This is a genomic window from Agrobacterium sp. GD03872, assembly GCF_029840625.1.
In the GTDB taxonomy this organism is placed as follows: Bacteria; Pseudomonadota; Alphaproteobacteria; order Rhizobiales; family Rhizobiaceae; genus Agrobacterium; species Agrobacterium fabrum_A.
Genome location: NZ_JAOCCY010000001.1, coordinates 612,708 through 628,609, shown reverse-complemented (window position 1 = coordinate 628,609; position 15,902 = coordinate 612,708). Strand labels below are relative to the sequence as shown.

Here is a 15,902-nt window from a genome sequence, read left to right as displayed (position 1 = left end):
GATATCAGCAATTTCCAATATGGGAGCCTGATCGTCTTCCGGAAAATGCTTTCATGGCCCCTCGCGATCTTGCCGCTTATGTTTTTCTCGCACTCGCGTGGGGAATGTCTTTCCTGCTGCTTCTGCATGTCGTCGCGGCCTTCGGCTGGATCGGCGCGGTCACGCTCCGCTCGCTGGTCACCGCCATCACCCTGTTTCTGATCGCCATTGCGGCGCGCCGAAAGCTTGCATTTTCCGCCAGCTGGCGCGCCTTTACGGTGGTCGGCGCAACCACGGTCGCGGGGCAGCTGATCGGCCTCTCCTATGCGACCCCGCTGGTCGGCACCGCCATGGCGGCCATTCTGGTGGCCACCATCCCGCTTTTTTCCATGCTCATCTCGCAGCTCTGGGGACTTGAACGCCTTACGAAACAAGGCCTTGCCGGCCTCGTTATCGGCTTTGGCGGCATCTTGCTGCTTGTCGGCTTCCCAGCTGTGCCCGTCACGACCGGCTTCATCATCGGCTGTGCCGCCGCCCTTGCCGCCTGCATCTGCGCCGCCTATGGCAGCAATTATGCCAGCCGTTATCTCAAGGGCGTCGGTTCCTGGGAGATCACCATCGGTTCGTTCCTGACAGGCGGGCTTATGACCTTGCCGCTTCTTCTGGCCGTGCCCCTGCCCGGAACGCCCCGCCTTATCGATTACGGCTATCTTCTCATACAGGCGGTGGTGATGAGCGGTCTTACCTACATCACCTATTTCCGTCTCGTTTCGGTCATTGGCGCCACGCGGACGATCAGCGTGGAATTCGCCGTGACCGTCGTGGCAGTGCTCATCGGCGCGCTGGTGCTGGATGAGCCGCTTTCTCTTCCCCAACTCGTCGGCGCCGGCATCATCATTTTGGGCTGCGCGCTGGTCCTCGATCTATTACCCAGGAAAAAGGCTCCGCCCACGCCCTCCGGCGCATGAAGGGTTTATTAGCGTTTTCCAATAATAGTCGTGCTGGTCATCGATGATCGCACGGGATCGCGTTTGCGGCGCGGGGGGGAAATGCAACCGGGCAAGTCAGACTACGAACATTATTGGGACCCGCTCAGGGCTCTCCTCATGCTGCTCGGCATTCCCTATCACGCCTCCCTGCTTTACAGCTACGCCCTTCCCTGGGACATCAAGGACTTCGAAACCAGCCCGCTTCTGAGCGCGCTGGGCGCTGCTCTTGTCACCTTCCGCATGCCGGCGTTTTTTCTGGTGGCCGGGTATTTTTCCGCCATGGTCATCGGCAAGAAAGGCAAGATGCACTGGCTGAGGCAGCGTTTTCTGCGCCTCGGCGTGCCGTTCATCGTGGCCGTGCTTCTGCTCGGCCCATCGCAGCTTTTCCTGCTGCAATTAGCGGGCATCGCCAAAGGCGACATTCCCGCCGGCCGGCTCCTCGAGAGCCTGCCCGGCTTGCTGCGCCCGAGCGAACAGTGGATCATGCATCTGTGGTTTCTGCCGGCCCTCATTGCCTATTCAGTTCTGCTTGCCGGCCTCATGTCGCTCGCGGAATGCCCGCTGCTGGCCAATATCAGAAGCTGGTTCGACGATCTGAGGCAGCGGCATGCCGCCCTGTTTTTCGCCGTGCTCTGCGCTGCGCCGGTCTTATGGGAGCTGGCGATCTATGCATCCGGACTGTTTGCGGCAAAGAGCGGGAACAGCCTCCTCCTTCTTTATGAACGCGCCTCCGACCCCTATGCACGCTACCTGCCCTTCTTCCTTATCGGCGCCCTGTTGCACCGCGATCGCGCTCTTTTTCACCGGTTTCGCCAGACGGGGGCCCTCACGGGCATCTTCGCGGCAGGCGCCATCGTGGCGGCGGTGACCCTGCGCCTGCAACATCCCTTTTCCAACTCTGCCCTGCTGGTGCTGGTGTCGGCGATTGCGGCGGTGACGGCAAGCCGCCTGCTGATCGACATCGCCTGCCGCTATTTCGACCGGCCAAACCGGCTTGCCAGACGCATGACGGATGCATCCTTCACGATTTACCTGTTTCATCATCCGCTGATCTATGCTTTCGGCACGCTCTTCATTCTGATCGCACTGCCGCCCATTCTGGAATTCGCCATCATCGTCGCAGCTACCACGGCGACGGCCTATATGCTGCACCAGGCAATACGCCTGAGCCCGCTCGCCCTCTTCCTGTTCAATGGTATCCGCAGGCCGCGCGTGCTGGACGATACCGGGACACAGACGGGCGCACCCCAAACCCTTCGTTAAGGATAAACGCGTACAATCGGCTTGCCTATTCAACTGGAAATGATGGCGTGTGGATCATGGCTATCCTCAACACGGCGGAAAAAGCCCTACCCGCAGGCCTGCGCGCGAAGCTCTCGCCGCTGGGAGCGAAAGTCGGCGTCCTTCTTTCCGGAAGGGATGAGGTCTCCCGCGCCCAGCGCATGGCGCTGGTTGCCTTCGCCGTGCGCATCGTCAGCGCCGGCATCGCCTTCATTTCCCAGATCATCCTCGCCCGCCTGATGGGCGAATTCGAATATGGCCTGTTCGCCTTTGTCTGGGTTCTGGTAATCCTGTTCGGCAATCTTTCCTGCCTCGGCTTTCACACCACCGTCATTCGTTTTTTACCCGGCTATCGTCAGGAAGACGCCCATGACAAGATCATGGGCCTGACCTCGACGGCACGCATCTTCGCCATGCTGGCAGCCAGTACACTTGCGGTTTTCGGCTTCGTTTTCCTGTATTTCTTCGGCGAGCGCATCGCCTCCTATTATCTCATTCCGGTTTCGCTGGCGCTTTTCACCCTGCCGATGGTGGCGCTGGGCGATGTGCTGAACGGCACGGCGCGCGCCAATGGCTGGGCCGTCTCCGCTCTCAGCCCCACCTACATCATCCGCCCGGTGCTGATTTTGCTGTTCATGCTGGTGGCGATCGGTTTCGGCGCGGAAAAAACCGCGACGACGGCCATGCTCACGGCCCTTCTCGCCACCTATGTCACCACGCTTTTCCATTTCGCCTTCATGAACCGCCGGCTTAACCGGCATTTCCGCAGCACCGTCCGCAGGGTTCATTTCCGCCACTGGATAAGGTTCGCCTTTCCGATGTTCCTGATCGACGGCATCGGGTTTTTGATGACCAATTCCGATGTGGTGATTGTCGGGCTTTATCTGCCGCCCGATCAGGTCGGCATCTATTTTGCCGCTGCAAAGACCATCGTGTTGATGCAATTCGTGTTTTTCTCCGTGCAGGCGGCGGCGGCGCCGCGTCTGGCCGCCCTGATGTCGGCCAATGATCGGCAGGGACTTGCCGGTTTTGCCAGCCAGGCCGCACGCTGGGCCTTCTGGCCGTCGCTCGCCGTCGGCAGCGTCGTGCTTCTGGCCGGCCCATTCCTGCTGTCGCTGTTCGGCCCCGGCTTCGTTCAGGGTTACGAGCTGATGTTTTTCCTCTTCGCCGGTTTCCTCGCCAAAGCGGTGATCGGCCCGGGGGAAACATTGCTGAATATGGCCGGCAAACAAAAATTGTGCGTTGTGCTTTATATTGTCATCTTTGGTTGCAACATTGCACTCAACATGGCGCTCATTCCGGTCTATGGTCTGGCAGGGGCCGCGGCAGCGGTCGCGATAGCCATGTGCATGGAAGCTGTGCTATTGCATGTTGCCATTCGCCGCACACTCGGGATCGTCCTTTTTGCCTTCAACGATCCCCGGGCGGGTCAAGACACTGGGAAGGCGGTGTAACAATAAGCATGTCCAGCGATCCAAAGAATCCGGATTTTCAGGACCCGCGCATCGCTGCGCTGATGGCGTCTGCGGAACGTGACCGTCCCGTGGCCGACAGCAGCCGACGCGTGGGCCGCGATGGCCGGGAATTCTGCATCTATCCGGGTCAGCTCGGTTACGACATGCAGGAGGAACTCGACTTCCTGTCCAACCGTGTCATGGAGGCGAACGTCTTCTTCACCGGAAGGCTCCTCGCACCCGCCATGCCGCGCATCGACGATAAATCCGTGCGCTTCGCCCTCATTCGCGACGAAAACGGCGCCAGAAGCCGCATGCGCTTCCTGATGCCCTTTACCGTGGAAAAGCCCGGCTTTTCCATCGGCCCCTCCATCATTCGCGTCTGGGCCAATCCATTCGGGCCGCTCGGCACGCCGCTGGTCGATACCGAAGGGGCCGCCGAAACCCTCGACAATCTTTTCGATGCGCTGTCAGATAGCAACATGCGCCTGCCCAATGTTCTGGTGCTGCCGGATGTGCGGCTGGAAGGGCCGTTTGCCCGCATGTTCAGAGCCATCGCACTCAGCCGCAACCTGCCGGTGACGACGACGGGCCACTATCACCGGCCGATGCTGGAAAGCCTGCTTGACGGCAAGGCATACCTGCGAAATGCGCTTACGCCGCATCATTTGCGCGAAATGAGCAGGCAGTGGCGTCAGCTCGAAAAACTTGGACCCCTCTCCTATACCGTGACCCGGCAGCCAGCGGATGTGCGTTACCGCATGGAGGAATTTCTGGCGCTGGAGGCGAGCGGCTGGAAAGGCCGCAAGCGCACCGCACTGGTCAACGACCGTTATCGCGCCGCCTTCGCCCGCGAGGCGATCACCAATCTGGCCGAAGCGGATGCGGTGCGTATCCACACCATCGATCTCAATGGCAGCGCCATCGCCTCGATGGTCGTCTTCATCACGGCGGGCGAAGCCTATACGTGGAAAACCGCTTTCGACGAAAACTATGGGCAATTTTCTCCCGGCAAGCTGCTGGTGCAGAAACTGACCGACTGGCATCTGGACGACGCCAATATCCTTCGCAGCGACAGTTGCGCCGTGCCCGATCATCCGATCATGAGCCGCTTCTGGCAGGAGCGTCAGGAAATGGGCACGCTGGTCGTCGGGCTTGCCCAGAACAGCGACCGGGATGTGCGGCAGGTTTCCACGCAGGTGGACATGTACCGCAACACCCGCAACCTTGCGCGCAGCCTGCGGCAGAAGATCCTGTCCTTCGGACGCAAGGGCAATTGATCCGAAGGGCGCCGGTGGCGCCCTTCGAAGTTTCTGACACGGGCAAAGCCGCTTCAGCGCGAGGCCGTCCGGATCATCTTGCACAGTTGCGTCAGCGCCGCATCGTACCCGCCGCCCAGAATATCGACACAACGGCGGGCGAGCTTGATCTGCTCGGTCCGCGACATATCGTTATAGGCTTGCAGGGCATTGCGCATCGCGCCGGGAGACACCGTGCCCGAGCCGCCCGGATTGGTGGTGCCGCCGCCGGGATTTCCGGGCGTGCCGGTCGAACCGGAGCCGCCGATACCGACGCCGACACCGAGACCGACACCGCTGGAGCCGCCCACATTGGCCCCGACATTGGCATTGATGCCGTCCGAGCCGCCAACGGAAGCGTTCACACCCGCATTGACGCCGCTGGAACCGCCGACGGAGGCATTGACGTCAGCATTGACCCCATTGCTGCCGCCGACCGATGCGTTGACATCCGCGCCCAGCCCGCCGCCGCTCCTGCCGCCGACATCCGCACTGGCGTTAACGCCACTGCTGCCGCCAACGGAGGCATCGACCCCGAGCCCGCCGCTGCCATTGTCGCCAACACTGGCATTGACCCCATTTTCGCCACCGATCCCGATATCCAGCGCATGGGCGTTGATCGGCAGGATCAGGCAGGCGGACAACAATAAATTGCGAGAAAAAGCCCTCATAATTTCCTCCCTATGAGTTTGGCCATTCCCGCCCCGCGTGGAAACTCCACCCTGACATCATAATTCAATTAGTAATTGCGTATATTCTAATTTATTAGAGGTCCCTAATATTACCCTAACGCCGCAACTACAGGTGTCGCAATCCGGCACAGCCACCCTCCGCAACATTTTGATCGGCGGCCCGGCGAAGACGGAAAACGGCGTGCGCAAACACGCGCAATTCAAAAGGATAAGTCAGCTTTGGGGTTGCACGCATGGCCTTGACCATGATAGACGCCGTGGCATTACCACCGTTGCCCCAATGGCGGAATTGGTAGACGCGCCGCACTCAAAAAGGGATTTGTCTACCAATCCACAGAAAATCACGGTGAAGTGAAAGCGTCGTGTTTTCAACGGACTGGCGGTATGGAAGTGAAGTGAGAGGTTTCCGTCGAAATGGCGCTAGGGGTCGGCTAGGAGCCGAGACCTAGAGTAAGATCGGCGGCAAAGTGCGGGCGTGGCGGAATTGGTAGACGCAGCGGATTCAAAATCCGCCGTCCTTACGGATATGTCGGTTCGAGTCCGACCGCCCGCACCATTGTCTCATTCACTGCAAAAGGCGCTTCTTGATAACGCGAAGTTCGCACTACCTGTCGAAGGACTTCACCAGATCATCGACGGCCTTCTCCTGCGAAAGGGACGCGGGGAGTGCAGCGAGACACAAGGGGCTTGGACCGTCGCACAATGCGTGGTCAGGATCGGGATGGGCTTCAAGGAATAGTCCAGCCAGCGACAAGGCCATTGCCGAACGGACGAGTGAAGCCGGTGGCGCGTGTAAAAGACTTCGGGGTATCGCCCTCAATGGCTTCCCGGCGCTTCATCGCGTAGCATCTACCTAGCCGGGGCTCTCAATGAACACGTCCAATCGACGAGCCGCGTGCGCACATGTTCCGGTCGGAAGCCGATCCCAATGAGGCGGCCGGTCAGCCGCGGCAGTAGGTGTGACTGGGCAATCAGGCGCATGAAAAGCGGAGGTCTTCGAATTTGCGTGTTGCCCGCTTCACCGGCACGCTTCCGGCTGCGCATCATCAATTGCAGTTTCTGGGTTGCCTTGGTCGGGAAGTTGCGACGGCGCTGTACGGCTTCGAGCATGCGCGTTTGCAGCCGCCCCTCGCGAAGAGCCTCCGCCAGCGTGTTGGCGGTGGCGATCGCGTCCTGGATCGCGAGATTCACACCGACCCCGCCAATGGGCGACATGGCATGGGCCGCGTCCCCAATGCAAAGCACGCCGGGTTTCCACCACGACTTGAGACGGTCGATGCGAACACTGAGCAGATGGATGTCATCCCAGGAACGGATTTCTTCAAATCGATCCGCCGACAATGGTGCTACGTCGGCAATCCTGGCGCGAAGCGCCTCAAGCCCTTGCTCTTTCAGCGAATCAACGGTTCCCTTCGTGATTACATAACCGCATTGCCAGTAAACGCCACGATCGATCAAGACCAGCCCTTGGCTCGGACCGGCGTGGCCCATTGCCTGCTGCGGATCGCCTGCTTTTTTGGAGATCTTCATCCAGAGAATGTCGGTAGCGATACCGAAGCTCTGAACCTCAAGTCCAGCCGCCTTGCGGATGATCGAATTGCGTCCGTCCGCCCCGATGACGAGAGCGGCTTCCATGGCGAGTTCACGTTCGCCCTGGCGAGCATTCAGGCCGACAACCCGGCAATTGTCCCAACGGAGCGAAGTTGCCTCAGTGGACATGATCAACCGAAAGCGCGGAAACTCGCCTGCCTTTCGCGCAAGAAAATTCAGGAAGTCCCATTGCGGCATGAAGGCGATGAACTTAGCGCGCGTCGGTAGTCTGGAGAAATCGGCGATCGTGGCCTTGCGGCCGGCGATCTCAGCGTGGAGATGGTAGGCTCTCTGATGGGGGAGAGAAAGAAGCTCATCGAGCAAGCCAAGCTCATGAATCGCTTCGAGGGTCGATGGATGGATGGTGTCCCCGCGAAAATCGCGCAGAAAGTCTTGATGTTTTTCGATGACCGTAACATCGACGCCCGAGCGGGCCAGCAAGAGCCCGAGCATCAGGCCCGCCGGTCCCGCACCGACCACGACGCAGCTCTGGCTCCTTTTCACATGGGAATAGTATCTCAACGTCGTCGGTCCTTGGGATGAGGCTAGTGAATCGATTCGCGGCCTTTGCTTGAAGTTTTCACCTCAGCATCGCCATCGCGGCTGGTGTCTTTCAAGGGCAAAATATCGAGCGGGATCAGATCCCCGTCATTCTCGCTTTCGGCAACGAGCTGGATCATCTTTTCGAGTGTTTCCAGTTGAGCGATTTTTTCCTCGACCGCAGCGAGTTGCTCCTTTGCGATGCGGAGCGCTTCGGCCGGACTTGAGAACGAGACGTCGGCAAGTCGAAACAGGTCCTTGATCGCCTCGATGCTGAAGCCGAGATCGCGGGCGCGGCGGATGAAGAGAAGGCGATGGACCGCGCCGTGGTCATAGCGTCGCTGGTTTCCCTTGCTCCGCAAGCGCTCGCGCAGCAACCCAATCTGCTCGTAGTAGCGGATCGTCGGAATTTTGACGCCGGTGAGCTGAGAGAGTTCGCCGATGCCGATATCCATGTTTGAAGTCCCTTCCGGATAGCCGCGTGTTTATGATTTGCTGCGTGTTCGATCGCTGAGGCCCTGACGGCCCGACCGCGCCGGGGTGCGGCAGCAGCCATGGGCCGCCCCGGCGTGGAATTGTGTGTCGGCCTGCTCAGGTATGGACTTCGGTCGCCTGTTGGGGCGACGCGCTCCGCCTGATCGCGAGCCGCCGCACGACCACATAGAAGATCGGCGTCAGAAGCAGGCCGAATAGCGTCACGCCGAGCATGCCGGCAAAGACGGCGATGCCCATGGCGTGCCGCATTTCGGCGCCCGCTCCGGTGGCGATGACGAGCGGAATCACGCCGGCAATGAAGGCGAGCGACGTCATCAGGATCGGCCGAAGGCGCAGGCGGGCCGCTTCGAGAACGGCGGCCAACGGATCGACGCCTTCATCCTCCTTCGCTCGGGCGAACTCGACGATTAGGATTGCGTTCTTCGCGGCAAGTCCGACCAGAACGACAAAGCCGATCTGCGTGAAGATGTTGTTGTCGCCGCCAGTGAACCACACCCCGGCGATCGCCGAGAGGAGCGCCATTGGAGCGATCAGCAGCACCGCGAAGGGAAGCGACCAACTGTTGTACTGCGCCGCGAGGATCAGGAACGCGAGCAAGACGGACAGCGGGAAGACATACATCGCTGTGTCGCCGGCCTGCTTCTCCTGATAGGCGAGATCGGTCCATTCGAAGGCCATGCCCGCTGGCAAGGTTTCGGATGCGATGCGCTCCATGGCGGCGGTGGCCTGCCCGAACGAGTATCCGGGCGCGGGACTGCCGCTGATGTCCGCAGAGGGGAAGCCGTTATAGTGCATGACACGATCGGGGCCTGAGCTGTGCTTGATGGTCAGCAGAGCCGAAAGCGGAATCATGTTGCCGGTCGCGTTGCGGACCTTCAGGCGGCCGATGTCCTCGGGCTGCATGCGGAACGGCGCGTCCGCCTGCACCATCACGCGGTAGGTGCGGCCGAAGCGATTGAAGTCGTTCGCGTAGAGCGAGCCGAGGTTGACCTGCAACGTCTCGAAGATGGTATTGAGCGGCACGCCTTGCGACTTCGCTTTCACCCTGTCGATATCGACCTGCACCTGCGGCGCGTTCACCTGGAAACTTGCCAGCATGCCGGCCAGCTCGGGCGTCTGCATCGCTCTGCCCATGACCGCGCCTTGAGCCTGCGCGAGCGCCTCGAAGCCGAGGCCCGCTCGATCCTCGATCTGGATCTTGAAGCCGCCGGTCGAACCAAGTCCCGGAACGGGCGGCGGCGGGAAGATGCCGGCGAAGCCATCGGGAATCTGGCTGAACTTGCCCATGAGCTTGCCGGCGATGGCAAAGGCCGAAAGAGACGGGTCCTTTCGTTCGTCGAACGGCTTGAGCATCGTGAACATGACGGCCGCATTGGGGATGTTGACCATGCCGTTGACCGAGAGCCCTGGAAACGCGACGACACTCTCCACGCCCGGCTCGGCCAGCGCGATCTCCGACATTTTCTTGACGACGGCCTCGGTGCGGTCGAGCGAAGCGCCAGTCGGGAGCTGGGCGATGCCGACGAGATAGTATTTGTCCTGGGCCGGCACGAAGCCGCCCGGCACCGTCTGGAAGCCGACCCACGTCATGCCGACCAGGCCGGCATAGACGAGCAGGACGAGAACACTGAGCCTCGCGGCACGGCGCACCGACCAGACGTAGGCGGTCGAAGCGCCGTCGAAGAAGCGATTGAACAGCCGGAAGAACCAGCCGAACAGGAAGTCGATCACGCGGGTCAGGAGATCGCGCTTCACGTCGCCGTGGTGGGGTTTCAGGAGCACGCCAGCAAGCGCGGGAGAGAGCGTGAGGGAGTTGATCGCCGACAGGATGGTCGAGATCGCAATCGTCAGCGCAAACTGGCGGTAGAATTCGCCCTGCAAGCCCGAGAGGAACGCCGATGGAATGAACACGGCCGACAGGACAGAGGTGATGGCTACGATCGGCCCCGTCACCTCGTCCATGGCCTTGCGCGCCGCCTCTTTCGGCGTTTCCCCAAGCGCGATGTGGCGCTCGACGTTCTCGACCACGACGATCGCGTCGTCGACCACGATGCCGATCGAGAGAACGAGGCCGAAGAGGGACAACGTGTTCAGCGAGAAACCGAACATATACATCAGCGCAAATGTGCCGACCAAGGAGACGGGAACGGCGACAAGGGGAATAATCGACGCCCGCCACGTCTGGAGGAACAGAACCACGACGATAACGACCAGCACGACGGCTTCGAGCAGCGTCATGACCACAGCTTCGAGAGACGCCTTGACGAACACCGTTGGATCGTAGGCGATCCGATATTCGATGCCTTCCGGAAAGCCCTTCTGAAGTTCGGCCATGGTGGTGCGGACGGCGCTCGATACGTCGAGCGCATTCGCGCCGGGGCTTTGGATGATCTGCATCGCGAGCGCCGGCTTGCCGTTGAGGAGGCTACGAAGGGCATAGGAGTCTGCGCCAAGCTCGATGCGGGCAACGTCGCGCAAGCGGGTGACCTGACCGTCGGTGCCTGTCTTTACGACGATCTCGCCGAACTGCTGCTCACTGGACAGCCTTCCGAGCGTGTTGACCGTCACCTGAAACGCGGCCGAGGCTTCGGGCTGCTGGCCGACCGAGCCGGCGGCCACCTGAACGTTCTGTTCCTGAATCGCCCCAACGACGTCGCTGGCGGTCAGCCCCCTCGCGGCCACCTTGGCCGGATCGAGCCACACGCGCATGGAATACTCGCCAGCCCCCCAGACGAGTACGTCACCCACACCTGACAGGCGCGCAAGCTGGTCGCGTACCTGCAAGGTGGCGAAGTTCGACAGGTAGACGGGATCGTAGCGATTGTCGGGCGAGACGAGATGGACGACCATCAGGATGTCTGGGGACGTCTTCTGCGTCACGACCCCGATGCGCTGCACTTCCTGCGGAAGCCTGGGCAATGCGCGCGAAACGCGGTTCTGCACCTGAATCTGCGCCATGTCGGGATCGGTGCCCTGCTTGAACGCAATGGTCAGGGTCATGCGTCCGTCGGTCGCCGCCTGTGAACTCATGTAGAGCATATTCTCGACGCCGTTGATCGCCTGCTCCAGAGGGGCGGCGACGGTTTCGGCGATCACGGCGGGATTTGCGCCGGGATAGCTGGCGGTGACCTGCACCGTCGGCGGCGTGACCTGGGGATATTCGCTGAGCGGGAGCTTCAGGAGCGTGAGGCCGCCAGCGATCAGCATCAGGACGGACAGAACGACCGCGAAGATCGGGCGGTCGACGAAAAAGCGCGGGATATTCATTGACGCGCCTCCTGCGAGTCTGCCGCAGCCCGGTCATCTGTAGCGGTGTCGCCGGGCGCCATGGAGATCATCTGCGGAACTACCTGCATGCCTGGGCGGACGAGTCCTTTTACGATGATCTTGTCGGCCGGCTTGAGACCCGCCGCGACGACGCGCAGGCCATCGATCATGGGTCCGATTTCGACCGGGCGGTATTCCGCCTTGTTGTCGGCGCCGAGAGCGAGAACGTAGCGCCGCCCCTGGTCGATACCGATCGCCTGATCGTCGATGAGCACGGTCTGGGCTGGTTCGGCCGTGACGAGCTTGACCCGCGCGAACAGGCCGGGCGTCAGCCTGCCGTCCGGGTTCTTGACGATGGCTCTTGCGCGGATCGTCCCGGTGCTCCGGTCCACGCGGTTGCCGAGGAAGTCGAGTTCGCCGGCATGCGGAAAACCCGTATCGGTCATCAAGCCCAGATGCACCGGGAGCTTGCCGGCAACCGTTCCCGTCTCGGGTGCGCGGGCATTGGCTACGAAGCCGAGATAGGTGGCTTCGTCGATGTCGAAATAGACGTAGAGCGGATCGGTCGCGACAATCGTGGTGAGGAGCGTCGCAGCGCCTGCATTGCCGCCGGTGACGAGATTGCCTTCCGTGACGAGGACCCGGTCGATGCGCCCAGCAATCGGCGCGGTGACGCGGGCAAAGGAGAGATCGAGTTCGGCGGCCGAGACGGCAACCTTGGCGATGTCGACTTGCGCCTGGCGTTGACGCCGCATGGCCAGCGCGTCATCGAAAGCCTTGCGCGGCGCGTTGCCGTTCGAAGCGAGCGCCTCGGTGCGCCCGAAGTCGATCTCGGCCTGATCGAGCAGGACGTTTGCCTGCTGCAACTGCGCTTTGGCCGCGTTCAGGACCACCTCGAACGGTCGCGGATCGATCTGGAAGAGAAGCTCGCCGGGCCGCACGAGACCGCCTTCGGGAACGCTGGCGGCGACGATCGCGCCGCCGACGCGCGGACGCAGCTCGATAGCCTTGGTCGCTTCCAGATGGCCGGTAAACTCAACGGATGGCGCGACCTTGCGCGTGATGACCTCGGCAACCGGCACCTGCGGAACAGGCATCTGTGCCGGCTGCGCGACAGCCTCCGACGCAGCGGTCGAGGAAGCAAGCGCCAGAACGCTTTTGGCGTAGGGTCCGATCTCGTCGCGATAGACGATGGCAAGCGTGCCACCGGCGATGACGGCGCCGGCTAAAAACAGGGCGGCGGCTTTATTACTCATTCTCGTTCACCTTCAAAAGGCGCGCGCCCCCGGCCAGCCGGATGCGGCGACGTTCATTTTCTGCGAAGGTGCGGTTTCCAACGATGGAAAGGTCAAGGGCCTTGCAGGATGTTTCCGAACAGACCCTTGACGCTGCCGCCTAGCCATGTCGTGGCCAACCGCATGTCTCGCTTCGCCGACGTCTTGGAAGAAGCGGAGTCCGTCCCCGAATGAGCGCGATGGATCAGCGTTACCTCGACGGGCTCCAGTTGTGTGAAGCCGCCAGACCGATCCGGTTGGCGGCTCCTTGAGTGCGAGCGACTAGTGGCTTTCGGCCGGGACGAGAGGGTGAGAACGCATGCCCTCATCGCGACCGTCATCGGCAGACTTCGCACCCTTGAAGCGCAAGAGCCGCAACGCATTCAGCGTGACGATCGCCGTTGCGCCCGTATCGGCAAGGACCGCGATCCAGAGGCCGGTGATGCCGAGGACGCTGGTAACGAGGAACAGGCCCTTCAACGCGAGAGCGAAGACGACGTTCTGGTGGATGTTCGCCATGGTGGCGCGGGACAGCGCGACGAGATGGGCGACGTCCGTGACACGGCTCTTGAGCAGGGCGGCGTCCGCAGTCTCGATCGCCACATCGGTTCCGCCGCCCATGGCGATCCCGACGTCGGCCGTCGCCAGTGCCGGAGCATCGTTGATGCCGTCGCCGACCATGGCCACCTTGGACTTCCGCTTCATCTCGTTGACGAGATCGAGCTTGTCCTGCGGAAGCAGCTCGGCGCTCCACTCGATACCGAGACCCTTGGCAATGGCCTGGGCGGTGCGCCGGTTGTCGCCGGTTAGCATGACGGAGCGGACCCCCATAGCTTTGAGCTGGGCGACACCCTCCCGCGCGTCACGGCGCGGTTCGTCGCGCAGGGCGATGAGGCCGAGGACTTCCTTCGCCTGCTCGTCGAAAAGGACGGCAACGGTATTGCCGCGATCTTCGAGCTTCTCGATGGCGCTGCGCTCAAGCACCCCGAGCGTCACCATCTGTGCGGCATGGGTCGGGGAGCTGACGGCGAGGCGACGTCCGGCAACGGTCGCATGTACGGCCTTACCCGCCGTCGCCGATGCATCCTGTGCAAGGGGAACGGCGATGCCATCGGTTTCGGCACGGCCGATGATCGCCTTCGCAAGCGGATGGCTCGAACCTGTTTCGACCGCCGCTGCCAAAGCGAGAACGTCGCTCTCCTCGTTCTTGCCAAAGGCGAAGACTTCGGTGACGCGCGGCTTGCCCTCGGTGAGCGTACCCGTCTTATCGAAGGCGATGGCGCTCACCTTGCCAATGGTTTCGAGCGCATTACCGCCCTTGATCAGGAGGCCGCGGCGCGTGCCGACGGCGAGGCCCGAGGCAATCGCAGCAGGCGTCGAGAGGACAAGCGCACAGGGACATGCGATCAGCAGCAGCGCGAGGCCGCGGTAGATCCATGTGTCCCAATCACCGCCCATCGCGAGCGGCGGGACGACGACGATCAGCGCGGCGATCAGCATCACCGCCGGGGTATAGTAGCAGCTAAAATTCTCAATGAAGCGCGCGGTCGGGGCCTTGGCGGACTGCGCCTGCTCGACGAGCTGGATGATGCGCGAGATCGTGTTGTCGGAAGCCGTCTTTTCAACGCGGACCTGAAGAACGCCATCGACATTGATGGAGCCGGCGAAAATGCTGTCTCCCTTGGCCTTCGAGCGCGGCACGGATTCGCCGGTGATAGGCGACTCGTCTAGGCTGGAAGCGCCCTGTATGATTTGCCCGTCCGCCGGCACGCGGTCGCCGGGCCGCACCAGAACTAGATCGCTGACACGCAAGGACGTGGCCGGGACGCTGCGCTGCCCGCCATTCGGATCGAGCAGGACGGCCGTCTTCGGCACGAGCGATGCAAGGGCCTTTATGCCGGCGCGCGCCCTCCCGGCCGCGACGCTTTCGAGCAATTCCCCGACCGCGAACAGGAATACGACCGCAGCCGCCTCTTCAGCCTCGCCGATCACGAGGGCGCCTATCGAGGCGACGACCATCAACGTCTCTATAGAGAACGGAGATCCAGAGGTCGCGAGCGCGAATGCCTTGCGAGCGAAAGGAATGACGCCCGCGACGACGGCGGCGGCAAAGATCCATTCCGCATAAAGGGGGAAGAATTGGGCAATGGCGTACGCCGAGCCCATCAGCAGACCGAGCCCAATGACATGCTTCCCCTTGCGGGTCTGCCACCAGCGCTGATTGGGCATCGCTGGCGCTGGCGCGACGTCGATGGCCGCATCCGACGAAGCCGAAAGCTCGCGTGTGTTAGACACACCGAAGCCGAGGCTCTTGATCGTCTTTTCGATGTCGGCGACCTTGGTGATCGCGCCGGCAGCGAGCGTCAGTTCAAGCGTTTCGGTCGTGAAGTTCACGCGCACGTCGGAGACGTCTGGCATCCGTGCCAAGGCGACCTCGATCTTGCCGACGCAGCTTGCGCAATCCATCCCCTCGACGCGCATGGAGACATTGGGCGGAGAGGCCGGTGCGGCGCGGGGAGTTGGCGCAAGGCCCGCGTGATCATGTCCAGAGCAACCACCGTGGCCGTGATCATGATCGTGATGAGCGTGGTCGTGGTCATGGTGAGCGTGATCGTGACCGTGACCGTCATGACCATGGTCGTGCTTGTGATCGTGGCCGCCGCAGCCGCTGTGATCGTCGTGGCTTGCGTGACCGTGATCGTGATCGCCGGCGCAGCCGTTGTGATCATGACCAGCATGGGCGTCGGAGCGCTGCTCAGGCGCGGCGGGAATCGCAGAAGACGGCAGCTCGGTCACGTCGAACCCAAGCGAGCGAATCTTCTTGGCGATATCCTTCGACGTCGTTTTGCTCGTGGCATCGCGTGAGAGCAGCAATGTCTCGGTCGCGAAGTTGACGGCAACGTCGGAGATACCCCCCAGACGGCCCAAGGCCGTCTCGATCTTGCCGACGCAGCTTGCGCAATCCATGCCGTCGACACGAAAGCCGAGCCGTTCACCAGCGTCCGGCGTTGAAAGTCCAGTTGTCATTCCGATCTCCTTTCCG

At 61.9% G+C, this 15,902-nt stretch carries 11 protein-coding genes and 1 tRNA gene; 5 read left to right on the top strand and 7 right to left on the bottom strand.

Translation table 11 applies throughout. The annotated features are described in order from the left end of the window. Window positions 1–53: 53 nt before the first annotated feature. The 4 genes from N5D22_RS03075 (at window position 54) to N5D22_RS03060 (ending at window position 4,983) form a co-directional block, all read left to right on the top strand. Window positions 54–947: a DMT family transporter gene (locus tag N5D22_RS03075; RefSeq protein WP_279656014.1), complete on the top strand. Its 894-nt coding sequence runs from the start codon at window positions 54–56 to the stop codon at window positions 945–947. Window positions 948–1,028: 81 nt separating this feature from the next. Further along, complete coding sequence (mdoC, locus tag N5D22_RS03070; RefSeq protein ID WP_279656015.1) at window positions 1,029–2,231, top strand: glucans biosynthesis protein MdoC; 1,203 nt, start codon at window positions 1,029–1,031, stop codon at window positions 2,229–2,231. A gap of 56 nt (window positions 2,232–2,287) precedes the next feature. After that, a complete protein-coding gene (uppV, locus tag N5D22_RS03065) occupies window positions 2,288–3,703 on the top strand; it encodes a Wzx-type polysaccharide biosynthesis protein UppV (protein WP_279656016.1) in 1,416 nt (471 codons plus the stop codon). 8 nt (window positions 3,704–3,711) lie between these two features. Continuing rightward, window positions 3,712–4,983 carry a GNAT family N-acetyltransferase gene (locus tag N5D22_RS03060; protein ID WP_279656017.1) on the top strand — a complete coding sequence of 424 codons (1,272 nt, stop codon included), beginning with the start codon at window positions 3,712–3,714 and terminating at the stop codon, window positions 4,981–4,983. Between the two features lie 53 nt (window positions 4,984–5,036). Here N5D22_RS03060 and uppQ read toward each other — a convergent pair whose 3' ends face one another. After that, window positions 5,037–5,672 (bottom strand): polysaccharide biosynthesis GNAT family N-acetyltransferase UppQ, encoded by a 636-nt coding sequence (gene uppQ / locus N5D22_RS03055; protein ID WP_279656018.1) that lies wholly within the window; start codon window positions 5,670–5,672, stop codon window positions 5,037–5,039. A 490-nt stretch (window positions 5,673–6,162) separates the two neighbouring features. On the opposite strand from uppQ, the gene N5D22_RS03050 reads away from it, so the two are divergent. Continuing rightward, window positions 6,163–6,249, top strand: a tRNA-Leu gene (locus tag N5D22_RS03050). 48 nt (window positions 6,250–6,297) lie between these two features. Here N5D22_RS03050 and N5D22_RS27130 read toward each other — a convergent pair. The 6 genes from N5D22_RS27130 to N5D22_RS03025 all read right to left on the bottom strand — a co-directional run bounded on the left by N5D22_RS27130 (window position 6,298) and on the right by N5D22_RS03025 (window position 15,886). Next, the gene (locus N5D22_RS27130; RefSeq protein WP_080600489.1) at window positions 6,298–6,453 is read right to left on the bottom strand and encodes a 2-dehydro-3-deoxyphosphooctonate aldolase; all 156 of its coding nucleotides are present in this window, start codon (window positions 6,451–6,453) and stop codon (window positions 6,298–6,300) included. A gap of 89 nt (window positions 6,454–6,542) precedes the next feature. After that, window positions 6,543–7,805 (bottom strand): FAD-dependent oxidoreductase, encoded by a 1,263-nt coding sequence (locus N5D22_RS03045; RefSeq protein ID WP_046801861.1) that lies wholly within the window; start codon window positions 7,803–7,805, stop codon window positions 6,543–6,545. A gap of 23 nt (window positions 7,806–7,828) precedes the next feature. Next, window positions 7,829–8,278 (bottom strand): MerR family transcriptional regulator, encoded by a 450-nt coding sequence (locus N5D22_RS03040; protein WP_003500212.1) that lies wholly within the window; start codon window positions 8,276–8,278, stop codon window positions 7,829–7,831. 136 nt (window positions 8,279–8,414) lie between these two features. After that, window positions 8,415–11,585, bottom strand: coding sequence for an efflux RND transporter permease subunit (locus tag N5D22_RS03035; RefSeq protein ID WP_003500205.1), 3,171 nt, complete (start codon window positions 11,583–11,585; stop codon window positions 8,415–8,417). Then, entirely contained in the window at window positions 11,582–12,841 is a 1,260-nt protein-coding gene (locus tag N5D22_RS03030) for an efflux RND transporter periplasmic adaptor subunit (RefSeq protein WP_003500202.1), read from the bottom strand. Before N5D22_RS03030 ends, N5D22_RS03035 begins: the two co-directional genes overlap by 4 nt. Before the next feature lie 300 nt (window positions 12,842–13,141). Further along, the gene (locus tag N5D22_RS03025) at window positions 13,142–15,886 is read right to left on the bottom strand and encodes a heavy metal translocating P-type ATPase (protein ID WP_080600488.1); all 2,745 of its coding nucleotides are present in this window, start codon (window positions 15,884–15,886) and stop codon (window positions 13,142–13,144) included. Window positions 15,887–15,902: the final 16 nt, after the last annotated feature.

Coding starts and splice junctions, on each gene's coding strand:
- N5D22_RS03075 (WP_279656014.1), top strand. CDS start 54: ATGGCCCCTCGCGATCTTGCCGCTTATGTTTTTCTCGCACTCGCGTGG.
- mdoC (WP_279656015.1), top strand. CDS start 1,029: ATGCAACCGGGCAAGTCAGACTACGAACATTATTGGGACCCGCTCAGG.
- uppV (WP_279656016.1), top strand. CDS start 2,288: ATGGCTATCCTCAACACGGCGGAAAAAGCCCTACCCGCAGGCCTGCGC.
- N5D22_RS03060 (WP_279656017.1), top strand. CDS start 3,712: ATGTCCAGCGATCCAAAGAATCCGGATTTTCAGGACCCGCGCATCGCT.
- uppQ (WP_279656018.1), bottom strand. CDS start 5,672: ATGAGGGCTTTTTCTCGCAATTTATTGTTGTCCGCCTGCCTGATCCTG.
- N5D22_RS27130 (WP_080600489.1), bottom strand. CDS start 6,453: ATGGCCTTGTCGCTGGCTGGACTATTCCTTGAAGCCCATCCCGATCCT.
- N5D22_RS03040 (WP_003500212.1), bottom strand. CDS start 8,278: ATGGATATCGGCATCGGCGAACTCTCTCAGCTCACCGGCGTCAAAATT.
- N5D22_RS03035 (WP_003500205.1), bottom strand. CDS start 11,585: ATGAATATCCCGCGCTTTTTCGTCGACCGCCCGATCTTCGCGGTCGTT.
- N5D22_RS03030 (WP_003500202.1), bottom strand. CDS start 12,841: ATGAGTAATAAAGCCGCCGCCCTGTTTTTAGCCGGCGCCGTCATCGCC.
- N5D22_RS03025 (WP_080600488.1), bottom strand. CDS start 15,886: ATGACAACTGGACTTTCAACGCCGGACGCTGGTGAACGGCTCGGCTTT.